The sequence below is a fragment of the Roseomonas elaeocarpi genome, from assembly GCF_042433915.1.
Classification (GTDB): Bacteria; Pseudomonadota; Alphaproteobacteria; order Acetobacterales; family Acetobacteraceae; genus Roseomonas; species Roseomonas elaeocarpi.
This window is the reverse complement of record NZ_JBHLUN010000002.1, coordinates 594,496-610,585: the sequence shown is the minus strand read 5'-3', so window position 1 is coordinate 610,585 and position 16,090 is coordinate 594,496. Positions and strand designations below refer to the sequence as shown.

The 16,090-nt window shown below is 73.1% G+C and carries 15 protein-coding genes; 6 read left to right on the top strand and 9 right to left on the bottom strand.

Annotated elements, in window-relative coordinates:
- Positions 1-3,243 (bottom strand): beta strand repeat-containing protein (locus ACFFGY_RS04450; protein WP_377043188.1); only part of this gene is annotated, 3,243 nt, incomplete at its 3' end.
- A 227-nt stretch (positions 3,244-3,470) separates the two neighbouring features.
- On the opposite strand from ACFFGY_RS04450, the gene adh reads away from it, so the two are divergent.
- The gene (gene adh, locus ACFFGY_RS04445; RefSeq protein WP_377043187.1) at positions 3,471-4,988 is read left to right on the top strand and encodes an aldehyde dehydrogenase; all 1,518 of its coding nucleotides are present in this window, start codon (positions 3,471-3,473) and stop codon (positions 4,986-4,988) included.
- Positions 4,989-5,272: 284 nt separating this feature from the next.
- Positions 5,273-5,641 carry a DUF779 domain-containing protein gene (locus ACFFGY_RS04440; protein WP_377043185.1) on the top strand — a complete coding sequence of 123 codons (369 nt, stop codon included), beginning with the start codon at positions 5,273-5,275 and terminating at the stop codon, positions 5,639-5,641.
- Between the two features lie 8 nt (positions 5,642-5,649).
- Here the strand turns inward: ACFFGY_RS04440 and ACFFGY_RS04435 are convergent, their stop codons facing one another.
- The 5 genes from ACFFGY_RS04435 to ACFFGY_RS04415 all read right to left on the bottom strand — a co-directional run bounded on the left by ACFFGY_RS04435 (position 5,650) and on the right by ACFFGY_RS04415 (position 10,511).
- The gene (locus ACFFGY_RS04435) at positions 5,650-6,567 is read right to left on the bottom strand and encodes a bestrophin family protein (protein ID WP_377043184.1); all 918 of its coding nucleotides are present in this window, start codon (positions 6,565-6,567) and stop codon (positions 5,650-5,652) included.
- Positions 6,568-6,774: 207 nt separating this feature from the next.
- Positions 6,775-7,323 (bottom strand): D-alanyl-D-alanine dipeptidase, encoded by a 549-nt coding sequence (gene ddpX, locus ACFFGY_RS04430; protein WP_377043183.1) that lies wholly within the window; start codon positions 7,321-7,323, stop codon positions 6,775-6,777.
- Positions 7,324-7,508: 185 nt separating this feature from the next.
- Entirely contained in the window at positions 7,509-7,745 is a 237-nt protein-coding gene (locus ACFFGY_RS04425; RefSeq protein WP_377043182.1) for a hypothetical protein, read from the bottom strand.
- Between the two features lie 67 nt (positions 7,746-7,812).
- Positions 7,813-9,204 (bottom strand): ATP-binding protein, encoded by a 1,392-nt coding sequence (locus tag ACFFGY_RS04420; protein ID WP_377043181.1) that lies wholly within the window; start codon positions 9,202-9,204, stop codon positions 7,813-7,815.
- A 38-nt stretch (positions 9,205-9,242) separates the two neighbouring features.
- Positions 9,243-10,511, bottom strand: coding sequence for a penicillin-binding protein activator (locus ACFFGY_RS04415; RefSeq protein WP_377043180.1), 1,269 nt, complete (start codon positions 10,509-10,511; stop codon positions 9,243-9,245).
- A 98-nt stretch (positions 10,512-10,609) separates the two neighbouring features.
- Between ACFFGY_RS04415 and rsmI the strand changes: the two genes are divergently transcribed.
- Positions 10,610-11,479, top strand: coding sequence for a 16S rRNA (cytidine(1402)-2'-O)-methyltransferase (rsmI, locus tag ACFFGY_RS04410; protein WP_377043179.1), 870 nt, complete (start codon positions 10,610-10,612; stop codon positions 11,477-11,479).
- Here the strand turns inward: rsmI and ACFFGY_RS04405 are convergent.
- Together ACFFGY_RS04405 and ACFFGY_RS04400 are read right to left on the bottom strand one after the other, a co-directional pair.
- Positions 11,458-12,393, bottom strand: coding sequence for a hypothetical protein (locus ACFFGY_RS04405; protein WP_377043178.1), 936 nt, complete (start codon positions 12,391-12,393; stop codon positions 11,458-11,460). The genes rsmI and ACFFGY_RS04405 overlap by 22 nt on opposite strands.
- Positions 12,390-13,379: a polysaccharide pyruvyl transferase family protein gene (locus tag ACFFGY_RS04400; protein ID WP_377043177.1), complete on the bottom strand. Its 990-nt coding sequence runs from the start codon at positions 13,377-13,379 to the stop codon at positions 12,390-12,392. Before ACFFGY_RS04400 ends, ACFFGY_RS04405 begins: the two co-directional genes overlap by 4 nt.
- A gap of 297 nt (positions 13,380-13,676) precedes the next feature.
- Between ACFFGY_RS04400 and ACFFGY_RS04395 the strand changes: the two genes are divergently transcribed.
- Together ACFFGY_RS04395 and ACFFGY_RS04390 are read left to right on the top strand one after the other, a co-directional pair.
- The gene (locus tag ACFFGY_RS04395; protein ID WP_377043176.1) at positions 13,677-13,934 is read left to right on the top strand and encodes a GlsB/YeaQ/YmgE family stress response membrane protein; all 258 of its coding nucleotides are present in this window, start codon (positions 13,677-13,679) and stop codon (positions 13,932-13,934) included.
- A 77-nt stretch (positions 13,935-14,011) separates the two neighbouring features.
- Positions 14,012-14,554, top strand: coding sequence for a CsbD family protein (locus ACFFGY_RS04390; protein ID WP_377043175.1), 543 nt, complete (start codon positions 14,012-14,014; stop codon positions 14,552-14,554).
- A gap of 203 nt (positions 14,555-14,757) precedes the next feature.
- On the opposite strand, the gene ACFFGY_RS04385 is transcribed toward ACFFGY_RS04390, so the two are convergent.
- Positions 14,758-15,387, bottom strand: a complete 630-nt coding sequence (locus ACFFGY_RS04385) for a pyridoxamine 5'-phosphate oxidase family protein (protein WP_377043174.1) — start codon at positions 15,385-15,387, stop codon at positions 14,758-14,760.
- 222 nt (positions 15,388-15,609) lie between these two features.
- On the opposite strand from ACFFGY_RS04385, the gene ACFFGY_RS04380 reads away from it, so the two are divergent.
- Entirely contained in the window at positions 15,610-15,891 is a 282-nt protein-coding gene (locus ACFFGY_RS04380; RefSeq protein ID WP_377043173.1) for a hypothetical protein, read from the top strand.
- The last annotated feature ends 199 nt before the right edge of the window (positions 15,892-16,090 follow it).

Here is a 16,090-nt window from a genome sequence, read left to right as displayed (position 1 = left end):
GCCCAGCACCACCGAGCCGGAGCCCGCCAGGCTGTTGATCGACGCGCCGGTGTCGGTGCCGGAGATGTCGAAGGTCGCATCCGCCACCACGCGGTCGGAGGTCGCGATGCTGCCCTGACCCGTCAGTGCCAGCGTGCCGCCCGCAACATGCGTCTCGCCGGTGTAAGTATTGGTGCCGGTCAGCACCTGCTGGCCGCCCAGCACCAGCACGCTGCCCGCGCCCTGGATCTGGCCCGCGAAGCTGTCATGCCCCGCCGTGATGCCCAGCACGCGCTCACCCAGCGCCACCGTGCCCTGGCCCGCGAGCGAGGTGATGGCCGCACCCACATCGGTGCCGGAAATGTCGAAGGTCGCATCCGCCACCACGCGGTCGGAGGTGCTGATGCTGCCCTGACCCGTCAGCGCCAGCGTGCCACCCGCGACGCGGGTCTCGCCGGTGTAGCTGTTGGTGCCGTTGATCGCCTGCACGCCGCCGCTCACCGCCAGCACGCCGTTGCCGGAGATGTTGCCGGCGAAGCTGTCGTGGCCGCCGGTGACCGTGAGCACGCGATCGCCCAGCACCACCGAGCCGGAGCCGGCCAGGCTGTTGATCGACGCGCCGGTGTCGGTGCCGGAGATGTCGAAGGTCGCATCCGCCACCACGCGGTCGGAGGTGCTGATGCTGCCCTGACCCGTCAGCGCCAGCGTGCCGCCCGCGACGCGGGTCTCACCGGTGTAGCTGTTGGTGCCGGTCAGCACCTGCTGGCCGCCCAGCACCAGCACGCTGCCCGCGCCCTGGATCTGGCCCGCGAAGCTGTCATGCCCCGCCGTGATGCCCAGCACGCGCTCGCCCAGCGCCACGGTACCCTGGCCCGCGAGCGAGGTGATGGCGGCCCCTACATCGGTGCCGGAAATGTCGAAGGTGCCCTCGTTCGCCACCCGCGCCGAACTCGCGATGCTGCCGGTGCCCGTCAGCGCCAGCGTGCTGCCGGTCCCCACCCGCGTCTCGCCGGCATAGGTGTTGGTGCTGCTCAGCGCCTGCGTGCCGCCGGTCACCGCCAGCCCGCCCGCGCCCTGGATCTGGCCCGCGAAGGTGTCGCGCCCGTTGCTCACCGTCAGGTCGCGGTCGCCCAGCACCACCGTGCCGGTGCCGGCGAGAGAGGTGACGGACGCACCCGCGTCAGTGCCGGAAATGTCGAACGCGGCGTTGTTGACCAGGCGCGAGTTGCTGATGCTGCCCTGTCCCGTCAGCGCCAGCGTGCCGCCCGCCACCGTGGTGTCGCCAGCGTAGGTGTTGCGCGCCGTCAGCACGAGCTTGCCGGTATAGAGCGGCCCGTTCACGGTCAGCCCGCCGTTGCTCAGCACGCCGGTGATCGTCGCCACGTCGGTGTTGGCGGGGTTGGCCATCACCACCACGCTGCGCACCGCGCCGTTCAGGTCGATGGCGTTGGTGAAGATGACGTCGGCGGTCGCGGTGTCGCTGCCGAAGATCAGCGAGGCGTTGTCGCGCACGAAGCTGTCGCTGGCCCAGACCAGTGTGTTGCCGCCGCTGAGCGTGACGGTCAGCCCGTCGCCCACGCCGGCGAAGCCGCCGCTGCCGGTCCACTGCACGCGGTCGCTCGCGGTGCCGACCCAGCGGTCGAAGGTGCCGCTCGACTGCAGCACGCCGCCGGTGAGGTTCAGGTTGCTGTTGCTGTTCAGGCCCTGGCCGTCCTGCGCCTGCAGCGCGCCGCCTTCCAGGATCGTCTGGCCGGTATAGGTGTTGGCGCCGTTCATCACCACGAGGCCGCTGCGGACATGGACGTCCGCGCCCTGGCCCACGGGAATGTCGCTGACAATGCTGGCCGCGCTGTCATCGGCGATGGTGCCGTTGAAGGTGATGGTGTGGCCCTTGCCGGCGTCGAGGATGACGTTGGCGCCGCGCATGATGAACAGGTCGGTGCCCGCGGCCTCGCCGGTGGTGCCGCCATTGGCGCTGCCGCCGCCCTCCACGTTGCCGCGGCTGAAGGTGGTGTCGCCCTGGATCAGCAGCGTGCCGCCGTCGCGCACGAAGACCGAGCCGCCGAAGCCCGAACCGCCGCCGCCACCCGTGGTGCCGCTCGTGAGGCCGGTGTCGCCCGTGCTGCCGACGCCGCCGCCGAAGCCGGCAGCGCCGCCCTCGCCACCGGCGCCGCTCTTGAAGCCCGAGGTGCTGGCGCCGGTGGTGTAGCCCTGACCGCCCGCGCCGCCCGCGCCGCCACCGGCACCGAAGCCGCCGGTGCCGCCGGCACCGCCCGTGCCGCCGTAGCCCGCGTGCGCGCCGCCGCCGCCGGCCCCGCCGTTGCCGCCCGCGCCGCCCGCGCCGCCGCCCAGGCCGAAGCTGCCGGTGCCGCCCTGGCCACCCGTGCCGCCGTCACCGCCCATGCCGACGTCGCCGCGGTTGTTGGCGGCGTTCCAGGCCGCCAGGTTGGCGCCCGCGACGCCCAGGTCCACGCCGGCCGTGGCGGCATCCACCACCGCCTGCGCCAGGTCGAGCTGCGCTTCCACCAGCTTCGCCGCCGCGGCCGGGATCAGGTTGGCCGTGAAGGGATTGGCACTGGCGGAGGCCAGCTCCGTCGAGGCCGCCGCCACGGCCGCGCCGGCGCGGGCGAGTTGCGCGATGGCCGCGACCTGCGAGATGGTGGCGTTGGTCACGGCGGTGATCGCCAGCGGGTTCTGCGACCAGCCGTCGGTGCCGTTGCCGCCCTGGCCGCCGGTGCCGCCGAAGCCCACCGTGGGCGAGGCGCCGAAGGCACCGTCATAGCCTGCCACACCGGTGCCCCGGCCGTCGCCGAACAGCACGCCGTTGTCGTCGAACATGCCGCCCGCCGCGCCGGTGGCCCCCGTGCCGCCCGTCATCAGCCCGTTCAGCACGCCACCCGTGAGCGAGGTGGTGCCGCCCAGGCCGCCCGCCGCGGTGTTGCCGCTGAAGATCACGTTGTTCAGCGTGACCGAGGCCCCCTCGTTCACGAAGATGGCGCCGCCCAGGCCGCCGCCGCCGCCGCTGCCGCTGCCGCCGGTGGTGCGGAAGTTCTGCAGGCTGCCGTCGACGACCGTCAGGCTGCCGCTTTGCACCAGGTAGCCGCTGTTGCCGCCGCCGTTGACGTCGCCGGTGATGGCGACGTCGCCGTTGATGATCTCGCCGGCCCGCACGGGCATGCCCGTGGAGGTCAGGGCCAGGACCGGCGCCATCACGGCCGCGATCTTGGACGTGGCGGCCTTCTTGCGCGAGCGCGGAAGTTTCAAGGGGTGTTTTCCCATTCTCGTGAGGAGAGTGGTTCGCGTGTAACCCCCAGTTTCCTAAGGCTTGGTATCCAGCCCCGGAGTCGGCCGCCCTTCGCACCCCGCCGCCGCAACCGTCCAGGAAGGGGGGATCAAACCTCCGCGCCCGCGCATTTCGGGCGTGACAAGCACCGCGCTTCCTCCGCAACCTTTGGGCCGATGCGCCCGCCAAGGGCGCACGGGAGGAACGGATGACCAAGCTCGACGCCCTGCGCGTGACGGATTCGCCCTTCAAGCGGCGCTACGGCAACTTCATCGGCGGGCAGTGGGTGGAAGCGGCGAGCGGCCGCTCCTTTGCCAACACCTCGCCGGTGAACGGCCGCGTGCTGTGCGAGGTCGCGCGCTCCGACGCCACCGACGTGGACCGCGCGCTCGATGCCGCCCACGCCGCCAAGGACAGCTGGGGCCGCACCCCGCCCGCCGAACGCGCCCGGCTGCTCAACGCCATCGCCCAGCGCATGGAGGACAACCTCGACCTCCTGGCGCGGGCCGAGACGCTCGACAACGGCAAGCCGATCCGCGAAAGCACGGCGGCCGACCTGCCGCTGGCGATCGACCATTTCCGCTACTTCGCCGGCTGCATCCGCGCCCAGGAAGGCTCGCTGAGCGAGATCGACGACGACACGGTGGCCTACCACTTCCACGAGCCGTTGGGCGTGGTGGGGCAGATCATCCCGTGGAACTTCCCGATCCTGATGGCCTGCTGGAAGCTGGCGCCCGCCTTGGCCGCCGGCAACTGCGTGGTGCTCAAGCCCGCCGAGCAGACCCCGGCCTCGATCCTGGTCTGGGCGGAACTGATCGCCGACATCCTGCCGCCGGGCGTGCTCAACATCGTCAACGGCTTCGGGCTGGAGGCCGGCAAGCCGCTGGCGCTGAGCCCGCGCATCGCGAAGATCGCCTTCACCGGCGAAACCACCACCGGCCGGCTGATCATGCAGTATGCCAGCCAGAACCTGATCCCGGTGACGCTGGAGCTCGGCGGCAAGTCGCCCAACATCTTCTTCCGGGATGTCGCGGCCGAGGATGACGATTTCCTCGACAAGGCGATCGAGGGCTTCGTGATGTTCGCCCTCAACCAGGGCGAGGTCTGCACCTGCCCGTCGCGCGCCCTGATCCATGAAAGCCTCTACGACCGCTTCATGGAGCGTGCGCTCAAGCGCGTGGGCGAGATCGTGCAGGGCGATCCGCTCGACCCCAACACCATGATCGGCGCCCAGGCCTCATCCGAGCAGCTGGAGAAGATCCTCAGCTACATCGACATCGGCAAGCAGGAAGGCGCCGAGATCCTGATCGGCGGGGCGCGGGTCGAGATGCCGGGCGACCTGGCCGGCGGCTACTACATGCAGCCCACCGTGTTTCGCGGCGACAACCGGATGCGCGTCTTCCAGGAGGAAATCTTCGGCCCCGTGGTGTCGGTGACCACCTTCAAGGACGACGAGGACGCGCTGCGCATCGCCAACGACACGCTCTACGGCCTGGGGGCCGGCGTGTGGACGCGCGACGTGAACCGCGCCTACCGCTTCGGGCGCGGCATCAAGGCCGGGCGGGTCTGGACCAACTGCTACCACGCCTACCCGGCGCACGCGGCCTTCGGCGGCTACAAGCAGTCCGGCATCGGGCGCGAAACGCATCGCATGATGCTGGACCACTACCAGCAGACCAAGAACATGCTGGTCAGCTATAGCCCGAAGAAGCTCGGCTTCTTCTGACCCGCGCCGCCGGGCCGGGACCCTGCGGCGCGACCCGTGGCGGTGCCGGCCCGGTTCCGGGGTGACGCCCGCGGCGGCAACTCTTGGACCCGTCCCGCGGCGGCGCCCCTGAACACCGACCCCGGCCGCAGCCCGGGGCGTGGCCGCGGGCGACCACGCCGGACCACGGCCCGGTCCACCATCCGGGACCGCTGTTCCGGCCCACGACCCCGGACCCCCACACCGGACTATCACCCTGGGCCGTCACGCCAGGACCACATCGCCACCCCTGCCGGAGAAGCGACATGACCGAAGCCCCCAGCCGCGTCAGCGCCACCCCGGCCGCGCTGGCCCTCCTGGCGGAAATCCAGCGCGAGCACGGGCCGGTGCTGTTTCACCAGTCCGGTGGCTGCTGCGACGGCTCCTCGCCCATGTGCTACCCGCAAGGGGATTTCCTGGTGGGCGAGGCGGACGTGAAGCTGGGCGAGATCGGCGGCGCGCCCTTCTTTATCGGCGCGGCGCAGTACGAGGCCTGGAAGCACACGGAGCTGGTGATCGACGCGGTGCCGGGCCGGGGCGGCATGTTCTCGCTCGACAACGGGCGGGAACAGCGTTTCCACACGCGCTCCTGCCTGATCCGCGACCGGGCGGGCCGCGACGCACCCGGGGGCTGAGCGCCCCCTTACCGCAGCACGTAGCGCTCGGGCCGCAGCGGCTCCGGCAGCACCGGGGCGCCCAGCGCTTCCAGCACGTCGCGCTCGATCGTGCGCGCCATGGCGTCGAGCGGCAGGTCGTTGGCCGCCTCGCCGAAGGGTTCCTCCAGCTCGTCGCTCAGCGCGTCGAGGCCGAACACGGCATAGGCCAGGATCGCCGCCACCAGCGGCGTCGCGAAGCCCAGCGTGCCCACGAAGCCGAAGGGCATCAGCAGGCAGAACAGCCAGGCGGTGCGGTGCAGCAGCAGCGAGTAGGCGTAGGGCAGGGGGGTGTTGCGGATGCGCTCGCAGCCCGCCTGGATCCCGGTCATGCTGTTCAGATGCGCCGCCAGCGCGGTGTAGAGCATGTCGCTGAGGCGGCCCGCGCGCAGCAGCGCCGCCAGGTCCCGCGACTGCGCCCGCAGGATCGCCTCGCCCGGGTGGATCGACGTGGCCAGGGCGGGATGCTCCCCGGCCGGCAGCCAGGGGCGGGCGCGCTCCCGCCCGTCACGGCCGCGCAGCTCGGCCGCCAGCGCCTGCGCGAAGCCGATCGTGCGGCGCAGCAGCCGTTCCCGCGCCGCGGCTTCCTCCGGGGGCAGCAGGGCCGAAACCTCACGCGCAAAAGCCCGCGCCTCGAGGATCAGCTGGCCCCAAAGCTTCCGTGCTTCCCACCAGCGGTCGTAGCAGCCGCTGTTGCGGAAGCCGAGAAAGATCGAGAGCGTGATCCCCAGCAGCGCGAAGGGCGCGGTGGTGAATTCCGGGAAGTCGTCGGGCCGCAGCCGGTCCCAAACAGCCAGCGCCAGGGCGAGCAGGGCGATGGTTCCCACGCGCGGCAGGATGAGCAGCACGATCGAGCCGCGGATCGCGAACAGCAGGTCGAGGGGGCCGGGACGTGGACGGACGATCATGGCGCCGCCCTCCTAGAACACTTCCGCGCCCGGCGGAGCCCGCCGCACCCGCGGGGGAGGGCCGCAGCGAAAGCCGCGCGGGCATGGCCCCGCCCGTCCTCGCGCCGGCCGGGCAGGCCCCCAAGACGGAAGCCGCGCGTCCCCCGCCCGAGGACGCGGCGGCGCCTGCCGGGCGAACGCCGCGGCAGGGGGAGCGGCCGCCCCACGCTACATCGGCCCGTCCGGCACCGCGCTGGCGTGCAGCGCCGGGTAGCGGCGCGCGTCGGGGAGCTGATAGTGCCACCATTCGAGCCGGTAGTGGTCCCACCCCGCCGCGGTCATCAGCCCGAGCAGCAACGCGCGGTTGCGCTGATCCTCGACGGGGATGTCGGTGCGGCCATGGGCGGAGGCTTCCTCCACCGCGTCGAACGCCGTTCCCATCGGCAGTTCCCGCCCGCTCGCCGCCTCGACCAGCGTCAGGTCCACCGCCGCGCCGCGCGGGTGGAGGCCGCCCAGGCGCGGGTCGGACACGAAGCGCTTGTCCTCCACCGCGTGCCACAAGACCCACTGCGCCTCGATGGGGCGAAAAGCATCGAAGACCTTCAGGCGGTACCCAAGGGCGATCGCCATGCGGCTGGCGTGCAGCAGGCGCTCCCGCGCTTCCGGGAGCAGCAGGGCGACGGCGCGTTGGAAGATGGGACGCCCCGCGAGGTTGTCGGCGGTGGCGTAGCGGAGGTCGAGGAGAACACCGTCCTCCTCCCGGATCGGAACCAGCATCGCGCGGGTATAGGGTAAAGCCCGGACACCCGAACCCTCCCGCCCGGCAATCCCCGCCATGAAGACGAGGGCGGAACGATCCTCGGAGGTGCCGGAATGCGATCCCCCGGAGGGGAAAACCGCCCGGAAGGGGCGGAACCCAGCTCGCCCGTCAGGCGAGCAACCGCCTCAAGGCGGCCGGCCCCTCAGGCGACCAGCGAAGCGCCCAGCGCGTCCGAAACGCCGGTCACGGAGTCGTCACGGGCGATGCGCAGCACCACGCCGCCGCCGAGGTCGATGCTGAGGTTGCGGATATCGGGCCGCTGCTCGAACAGGTGGCCGACGCCTTCCAGCATTGCCGGCTCCAGCGCTTCCAGGGCATTGCCCGTGATCACCAGCGCCGTGCACGAGGTTGCCATCCCGGCGTCCAGGTTGCCCGTCATCGCGTCCATCATCCGTCCCCCTCGAAGCTCGTGGGAAAAACACGGGGCGGAGGGGGCAGTTTCGAAATCACGACTCATGTGATTCCGGATGCGGAATCGCCGGCTCCTTGCCAGGCGCCCTGGCACCGGCCTCGCCCGGCAGCCAGACCTGGAAGCGCGCGCCCTGCCCTTCGGGGCTCTCGATGATCAGTCGGCCGCGATGGCGGTTCACGATGTGCTTGACGATCGCCAGGCCCAGCCCGGTGCCGCCGGCGCTGCGGGAACGGCCCTTGTCCACGCGGTAGAAGCGTTCCGTCAGGCGCGGGATGTGCTGCTTCGGGATGCCGGGCCCGTCGTCCTGCACCGTGATCGTCACGCCGCCATCGCGCGTTCCGGTCGACAGCTGCGCGGTGCCGCCCTCGCGCCCGTGGCGCACGGCGTTCTCCACCAGGTTGCGCAGCACCTGCGCCAGCTGCCCGGAATCCGCCGGGCGCGCCACCGCGGGGTCGAGCCGCATTTCCAGCCGCACCTGCCGGTTGACCAGGATCGGGGCCAGCGCCTCGGCCTCGGCCTGGCACAGCGCCACGAGGTCCACCGCACCCTGGGGCGGCAGGTGCTCGGACACCTCGATGCGCGACAGGTCCAGCAGGTCGTCGATCAGCCGGCGCATCCGCTCGGCCTGCTCGCCCATGATCGCCAGGAAGCGCTCCTGCGCGGTCGGGTCGTCGCGCGCGGGGCCCTGCAGCGTGTCGATGAAGCCGATCAGGCTGGCCAGCGGCGTGCGCAGCTCGTGGCTGGCATTGGCCACGAAATCGGCGCGCATGCGCTCCACCGCGCGGTCGCGGGTACGGTCCGACAGCACCACCAGCAGCCGCCCGCCATCCGACAGCGGCGGGTCGAGCGGGATGGCCTGGGCCGACAGCTCGCGCGGCACCGGCACCGGCAGGGCGAGGTCCGCCACCTGCAGATCGCCTTCCTCCATCGCCCGGTCCACCGCCCCGGCCAGCGCCGGGTGGCGCAGCAGCGCGCCGATGTCGCCCGACAGCGGCGCCGGGCCGGAAGCGCCGAACAGCGTCCGGGCGGCGGCGTTGGCGCGCAGCGGCGCCCGGTCGGCGCCCAGCACCATCAGCGGGTCGGGCAGGGCTTCCAGGATGGCCACGTCGGCCGCGCGCAGCCGCCCCACCAGCGCCCCGCTCTCGCGCAGGTCGTCGGTCAGCCGCCGCAGCGCATCGGCCACGTCGCGCAGGGGCTGCATCCGCGGCAGGGTCAGGACCTCGCCCACCGCCGCGCCGCGCAGCGCCTCGGCCAGGCGCTCCAGCACCCACATCGCCGCCCCCGCCAGCGCCACCGAGGCCGCCAGCGTGACCGCCAGCGACCAGCCCACCGCGAACCACCCCGCAGCACCTCCCAGCCCCATCAGCAGGAGGCACAGGGCGGGCGCCGCGGCGATCACCCCGGCCAGGGCGAACTGCGTCCTCATGCTGCGGGCCCTTCCGCGTCAGGCGCCCGGCACTGGTCTCACGACCCGGCGGCGCCGGGGATCGAGGCGGGCTCCACCAGCCGCGGCTCGGTGCCGGGCTGCAGGGCGTAAACGGCCAGGGCGCGCTGCGTCTGGCCGTCGGGCAGCAGGCGCAGGCCCCCGTCGGCGCCCAGCACCACGTCGCCCACCGGCATCTGCGCCGGCGCGCCCGGCCCGCCGCGCACCGCGCGGGCCGCGATGGTGGCCGCGTCGTAGGCCACCGCGGCCAGGCGCGGCGGGGTTTCCCCGAAGGCCTGGCGGTAGCGGTCCTCGAACTGCGCGTGGGCGATGTTGTCGGGGCCGGGGAAGATCGCGCCGGCCAGCGCCGGCTCGCCCGCCAGCGAGGAGTCCTGCGCCCAGAGCGCGGTGCCGGCCAGCCGCAGCGGCGGAATGGTCAGCCCCGCTTCCGGCAGCGCCGCGGCGAACTGGCGCGCCCGCGCGCCGCCCTCGCCCAGGATCAGCATGCCGATGCCGCGGTCCGGATCGGCGGCCGCGCCGACCGGCGTGGCGCCCGGCACCGCCGCCGCCGCGGGATCGGGGGCGGGGCCGTTGACGCGCGTGGCGAAGTCCTTGGCCGCCATGGCGGGCAGGGCGCCCGAAGGATAGGTCACGATCAGCGGGGCCAGCAGCCCGGCCTCCTGGCTGGCGCTGCGAAGCGCGGCGCCCAGCTGCTGCGCGAAGGCGCCGCTGGGTGCCGCCAGGCCGATGCGCCGCACCCCGGCGGTGGCCGCCGCCGCCACGAGGCGGCGCACCTGCTGCGCCGGCGTCACGCCCAGCGTCCACACGCCGCGCCCGCCCACCGCCGCGTCGTTGCTGAAGGCCAGCATCGGCACGTTCGCGGCGCGCGCCACGGCGCCGGCGCCGCTGGCCTCGCCGGCGGTCAGCGGGCCCACGATCACCCGGGCGCCCTCGTCCAGGGCGGCGCGCGCGGCCTGGCTGGCGCCGCCGGGGCTGCCGAAGGTGTCGTGCGGCACGAATTCCACCGTGGGGCCGGACTGCTCGAACAAGGCCAGCGTCGCGGCGTTGAGCATCGACTGGCCGAGCGGCGCGTTGGCCCCGCTCAGCGGCAGCAGCAGCGCCACCCGGGTGCGCGGGATCTCCGGCGCGGCCGGCGCCAGGGCGCCCGGACCGGGCGCGTAGGGCGAGGCGGTGCCGTACTGGGGTTGCGCGGCACAGGCCCCGAGTGCGAGGAGCGCGCCCAGCAGCGGGAGATGCCAGCGTGACCCAGGACGAGATCCCGACCGGGCCGGACGAAGCCGGGGCGCCATCGGACCCGAGGACCGAGGAGGGCGGGGACGCTCCGCCTGCGGAGGCTGCGTCGTCAGCGGCTGCATCGTCACCGGCGGCTCCTGTTGGTTCAACACGCTTGCTTGCTCCCGCACTGGTACTGGTGGCCACCCCGATCGGCAATCTCGGCGACCTGTCGCCGCGCGCCCTGGCCGCGCTGCGCGACGCCGACTCCATCCTGTGCGAGGATACACGGGTCACCGGCCCCATGCTCGCCCGGCAGGGCATCACGACCCCGCTGGTGCCGCTGCACGACCACAACGAGGCGGGCATGGCGCCGCGGCTGGTGGAGCGCATGCAGGGCGGCACGCGCTTCGCCCTGGTGTCGGATGCCGGCACGCCGCTGATGAGCGACCCGGGCTTCCGCCTCGCCCGCGCGGCGATCGAGGCCGGCGTGGCGGTTTCCGCGGTGCCGGGCCCCAACGCGGCGGTGATGGCCCTGACGCTGAGCGGGCTGCCGCCGCACCCCTTCCTGTTTGGCGGCTTCCTGCCGCCCAAACCCGCCGCGCGCACGGCCGAGCTCGGGCGCCTCGTGGCGGCGGAACGGGCCGGGCTGCGCGCCACGCTGATCTTCTACGAGGCCCCGCACCGGCTGGCGGAAGCGCTGGCGGCGCTGCGCGACGGTCTGGGCGCCGCCCGCCCCGCCGCCGTGGCGCGCGAGCTCACCAAGCGCTTCGAGGAGGTGCGGCGCGGCACGCTGGACGCGCTCGCCGCCCATTATGCCGCGCACGCGCCGCGCGGCGAGATCGTGGTGGTGGTGGGCCCGCCCGCCGAGGAAGAAGCGCCGGCGGCGGATGCGCTGGACGCGGCGCTGCGTCGGGCGCTGGCCGGCGGGGCCTCGCTGCGCGACGCGGCGGCCATGGTCGCGGCCGCCACGGGCCTGCCGCGCCGGCAGGTCTACGCGCGGGCGCTGCAGCTGAACAGCGATCAAACGGCCAGCACGACGTAGCGGCTGCCGGGCATGAGGTTGTTGGCCAGCGTCGCGGCGGCGCGGCCGGGTTCGTCGTCGCTGTGTCCGCTGAGCGCGAGGCAGGGCACCCCCGCGGCGGCCGCGAAGGCCACCACGATGTCGCGCCCCGCGATCACCGCGTCGCAGGACGCCACCCAGCCCTTCAGCGCCTCAGGGGTCGCGCTGTTGCGCCAGGCCTGCGGGTCGTCGGGTGCCACCGTCGCGAGCGGCGAGGCGGGAAGGAAATGCCCGGCGAAGTCGTGGATGCCGCGCAGGTCGTCCACCTCGTTCGTGCGCACCACCGGCAGCGGCACCACGGTCCAGCCCGCATAGGGGGCGCACAGCTCGGCCACCACCTCGGCCCGCGCCGCGAAGGCGTCGCGCAGGTTGGGGTCGTCGTGGATCGCCAGCCCCAGCCGCGGCCCGGCGGGCAGGGCGTCGGGCAGGTGCGGCAGGATCGCGGCCTCGGGAAAGGCGTCGAGGTGCGGCCACCAGGGGCAGCGCCATTCCACCATGGAGCCCAGCGTCCGGTGGTCACGTGCGCTCACCCGCTCCAGCCGCCGCAGCACCGCCCGCGCCTCGGGGTCGGGCCGGTAGAAGGGTCCCCAGGGATGGAAGGAGATGTTGCGCATCTCGATGGCCATGCCGCGATCGGCCAGCGCACCCAGCCGCCCGATGCGGGGGAAGGCCTGTATGACGTCGAGCTGCGGGCCCAGCAGCACGGCCCGGCGCGCCTCGGCCGGGGTGGGATGGTTGGGCGGCAGCGGGATCACGCCGGGCGCGATGCGCAGCGTCGCCGCCGGGTCCTCGGTGGACACGATGTGCGGGCCGGGCAGGTCCGGCAGCGCGTGCAGCAGCGCCGCCTCGGCGGCCATGTCGCCGACGCCGAAGTCGCCGATCAGCAGCGTGCTCATGCCGGTTCCCTCGCTTCCTCGAGCCCGATGCAGTTCGAGCCGGGCGGCAGCTGGTTGGCCAGGGTCACGAAGACGCGCCGCACGCTGTCGTCCTCCATGGGCGACAGGCCGATCGTGGGCGTGCCGGCGCCCAGGCCATGGATGCAGTTGTGCTTGCGCTGGGAGATCAGCGTGTCGAGCCGCGACACGATGCCCTTCAGCCGCCGCGGCGTGACCTCGCTGGCCCAGAAGCTGCGGTCCGTCAGCTGCGGGCAGAGCACGTCGCGCTCGCGCAGGAACAGGTCCTGGAAGCGCAGGAAGCCGCGGCCGTCATCCTCCTCGCTCGAATCCACGTGCAGCGTGGAGCAGATCGGGATGATCGCGTGGTCGGGGAAATGGTCGAGCAGCCGCCGCACCACCGGGGCGTCGTGCGCCAGGCAGCGCGCCATCTGGTTGGTGTTGATGATCGAGATCCCCAGCAGCGGCCGGTCGCGCGGCAGGATCGCGTCGGCGAGGTCGGTATGGGCCTCGATGTTGCGCTCCGGATAGCGGGTCACGCCCGGGATCACCGAAACGCCCCATTCCGCCACCATGTCCACCGAGCGGTGGTCGCGCACCGTGAAGGAGGCGAGGTTTTCCAGCACGCGCCGCAGCAGCGGGTGCGGCCAGCCCTCGCCGCCGATGCGGGCGACGCCGATGTTGTGGATGTGCACCGGGATGCCCTGGTCCATCGCGGCGGCCATCCAGGGCAGGTATTCCTCGAAATCGGCCCGGCCGCCGATGCCGCCGCCGCCGTACACCACGCGCTCGGGCGCGAAGCCCAGCATCTCGTCGAGCGTGGCGAAGGTGCTGGCCAGGCCCGGCACGCAGCGATGCGTCCATTCGGGGTTCTGGGTAAAGGCGAAGGCTTCGGAACCCCGCAGCGGGAATTCCTGCATCGCCTCGATCAGGCAGAGTTCGTCGCCCAGGTTGCCGTACCCGTAGGCGCCGATGAAGGCGGTGCGCATAAACCCCCTGGTGACACGGCCCTTCCGGGCAGCGCAAGGGGCAGGGTGTGAAACCGGTGAACGCTTTGCCCTGCCGGCCGGGGCTTTGCCCGGAGCCGGCATCCGCAAGGCCGGGCGCCGTGTCTTTCCGAGCACAGTTGCGCGAGGACCGCGCCGGGTACCCTGGCGAACCGGCTTTAGCGCCGCCTGCTCCAGAAACCCGGGCGCGGCTGGGGGCTTGTTGTTGCTGCATGGGCCCGTCCGGCCGGGCGCCCTTTTCCGGGGCGACGCCCGCACGAGGCTGAGAGGAGGGACTGCATGTCCATTATTGGTTGGCTCATCCTGGGCCTCATCGCGGGCTTCATCGCCAGCAAGATCGTCAACAAGACCGGCTCGGGCGTCGTGCTGGATATCGTTCTGGGCATCATCGGCGCCGTGGTGGGCGGCTGGCTGTTCACCGCCTTCGGGGCCGCGCCGGTCACGGGCTTCAACATCTACAGCATGGTCGTTGCCGTGATCGGGGCCGTGGTGGTGCTGCTGATCTACCACGCGGTGGCGGGCCGCCGCTCCATCTGAACCGCACCGGCCCGCAGCCCTTCTCCCGAGGGGTCGCGGGCGACGGCGTCTTGGATCCGATCACAGGAGAAGCAACGATGGTCGATGAGAACCGCGTCGAGGGCAGCGCCAAGAATCTCGGCGGCAAGGTCGAGGAAACGGCCGGCAAGGTGACGGGCGACGCCAAGCTGCAGGGCGAAGGCAAGGCCGACCAGGTCGAGGGCAAGGTGCAGAACGCGGTCGGCTCCGCCAAGGACGCGGCCTCCGACGCCGCCGCCGGGCTGCAGAACAAGGCGCAGGATGCCTATAGCAGCGCCAAGGAAGGCGCCCAGCAGGCTTCGGCCAAGGTGCAGGACACCTATGCCCAGGCGAAGGACACGCTGAGCGACGCCGCCGGCAATGCCAGCGGCGAGATCGCCCGCCTGCGCGCCCAGGTCGAGGACCTGCTGCGCGACCGCGTGAAGCCGGCGCTCAACGACGCTGCCAGCCGCGCGGGCGACTACGCCACGCAGGCCCGCGACGTGGTGAGCGACCGTGCCGGCGTCGCGGCGGACAAGGTGAAGGAGCGTCCGCTCCTGTCGCTGGCCCTGGTGGGCGCGGTGGCCTTTGTGCTGGGCCGCCTGACCTCCGACCGGAGCTGATCCGGGAAGCACCCTCCCACTTCGAAGGGGTGACGCGCCGCGCCGGGGGGCAACCCCCGGCGCGCTGCCGTTTCAGGGCTGCGCAGTTGTCCGGGGGCGTGGTGTCCGGGGCGCGGCGGAGGGGCAGGCCGGGCACCCTGCGCCCGGCTGGCTTTCAGGTGCCCCCCCCCGGCGCCACCGTTCGGGCCCGGCACTCCATCCCCTCAGTACAGCGTGGCCCGCACCCGTGCCGGCAGGGCACGGTCATAGTCTTCCCCGTCGAAGCGCTCGCGGCTGAGCGCCGCCAGGATCCGCCCCGGGCTCGGCAGGGTGGAGCGCTCGACGTGCCGCTCCGGGTTCCACAGGTCCGCCCGCAGCACGGCGCGGGAACACTGGAAGTAGACGCTCTCCACCCGCACCACGAGAACCGAGCGCGCCGGCTTGCCGCCCATCGGGAAGCGCTTCAGCAGCGCCGGATCGACCGAGATGGCCGCCCGGCCGTTGACGCGCAGCGTTTCGCCCACCCCCGGCACCAGGAACAGCAGCGCCACCCGGTCATCGCGCAGGATGTTGCGCAGGCTGTCCACGCGGTTGTTGCCGCGGCGGTCGGGGATCAGCAGCGTGTGCTCGTCCTCCACCACCACGAAGCCCGCCGGGTCGCCGCGCGGCGAGGCATCCAGCCCTTCCGGCCCGGCCGTGGCCAGGATGGCGAAGGGCGAGGCCTCGACGAAGGCGCGGTAGTGCGGGTGGAGGTGATCCACCTCCTTGATCACCGAAGCCTCGCCGACCGCGCCGTAGAGCGCTTCCAGCGCCGCCTCGTCGCGGATCAGGTGCTCCTCCGCCCGGCTTTCCATGGTGTCGGCCCTTCGTTCCCGCCAGCGCTGCGCAGCTTAGGCGGCTGCCGCGCCGCGGCAAGCGGAGTGGTGACGAGCAGGCGCCGCCAGCCGGGGCACGGCACCTCAGTCCGGGAAAGGGCGGGCGCCCGGCGCCCCGCGCAGCGCCCCACGCCCCCGTCCCGGGCAGCGTCCCTACATAGCGCCCGACGAACCCCGCGCCCGCCCGGGCGTTGCCGCGGGGTGGACAGCATCCCCGACATCCCCGAGCCCTTCCTGGAGCGCATCGCGGCGCTTCCCCTCGGCTACAGCGAGGGGCTGTGCGACGGGCGGCGCTACGGCATCACGCTGCGCGCCTCCGCCGACGGCCGGCGCCGCTGGCTCTTCGCCGAGGAACTCGGCGGCACCGACCGGATCAGCTGCAACCTTTACCAGCCGGCGGGGCGCGCGCCGCTGCTGCGCCCCTGCGAGATGCCGGCCACCAAGGTGATCGAGTTCGTGCTGGGCCTCCGCGTCCCGGCCTGAGCCGCCCCGCGCGCCGGGGGCGGGAGTGTGGGGCGGGTCGCGGCCCGGAGACCGGCGCGCGACACCGCAACCGTTGCGCTGACCAGGGCCTGACTCTGGCCCGCTCCAGAGGATGACCCGGGGCGCCGGCGCCGTGGCCCGCTTTCCCGCCGCGGCGCGAAGGCGCAGATTGCGCCGCCCAGACAGCGCGAGGAGTGCC

What these genes read in the sequence shown, in the direction of transcription:
- ACFFGY_RS04405 (WP_377043178.1), bottom strand. Translation starts at nt 12,393, where the DNA reads ATGAGCACGCTGCTGATCGGCGACTTCGGCGTCGGCGACATGGCCGCC.
- ACFFGY_RS04390 (WP_377043175.1), top strand. Translation starts at nt 14,012, where the DNA reads ATGGTCGATGAGAACCGCGTCGAGGGCAGCGCCAAGAATCTCGGCGGC.
- ddpX (WP_377043183.1), bottom strand. Translation starts at nt 7,323, where the DNA reads ATGCTGGTTCCGATCCGGGAGGAGGACGGTGTTCTCCTCGACCTCCGC.
- adh (WP_377043187.1), top strand. Translation starts at nt 3,471, where the DNA reads ATGACCAAGCTCGACGCCCTGCGCGTGACGGATTCGCCCTTCAAGCGG.
- ACFFGY_RS04420 (WP_377043181.1), bottom strand. Translation starts at nt 9,204, where the DNA reads ATGAGGACGCAGTTCGCCCTGGCCGGGGTGATCGCCGCGGCGCCCGCC.
- ACFFGY_RS04395 (WP_377043176.1), top strand. Translation starts at nt 13,677, where the DNA reads ATGTCCATTATTGGTTGGCTCATCCTGGGCCTCATCGCGGGCTTCATC.
- ACFFGY_RS04400 (WP_377043177.1), bottom strand. Translation starts at nt 13,379, where the DNA reads ATGCGCACCGCCTTCATCGGCGCCTACGGGTACGGCAACCTGGGCGAC.
- ACFFGY_RS04425 (WP_377043182.1), bottom strand. Translation starts at nt 7,745, where the DNA reads ATGACGGGCAACCTGGACGCCGGGATGGCAACCTCGTGCACGGCGCTG.
- ACFFGY_RS04385 (WP_377043174.1), bottom strand. Translation starts at nt 15,387, where the DNA reads ATGGAAAGCCGGGCGGAGGAGCACCTGATCCGCGACGAGGCGGCGCTG.
- ACFFGY_RS04415 (WP_377043180.1), bottom strand. Translation starts at nt 10,511, where the DNA reads ATGGCGCCCCGGCTTCGTCCGGCCCGGTCGGGATCTCGTCCTGGGTCA.
- ACFFGY_RS04440 (WP_377043185.1), top strand. Translation starts at nt 5,273, where the DNA reads ATGACCGAAGCCCCCAGCCGCGTCAGCGCCACCCCGGCCGCGCTGGCC.
- ACFFGY_RS04435 (WP_377043184.1), bottom strand. Translation starts at nt 6,567, where the DNA reads ATGATCGTCCGTCCACGTCCCGGCCCCCTCGACCTGCTGTTCGCGATC.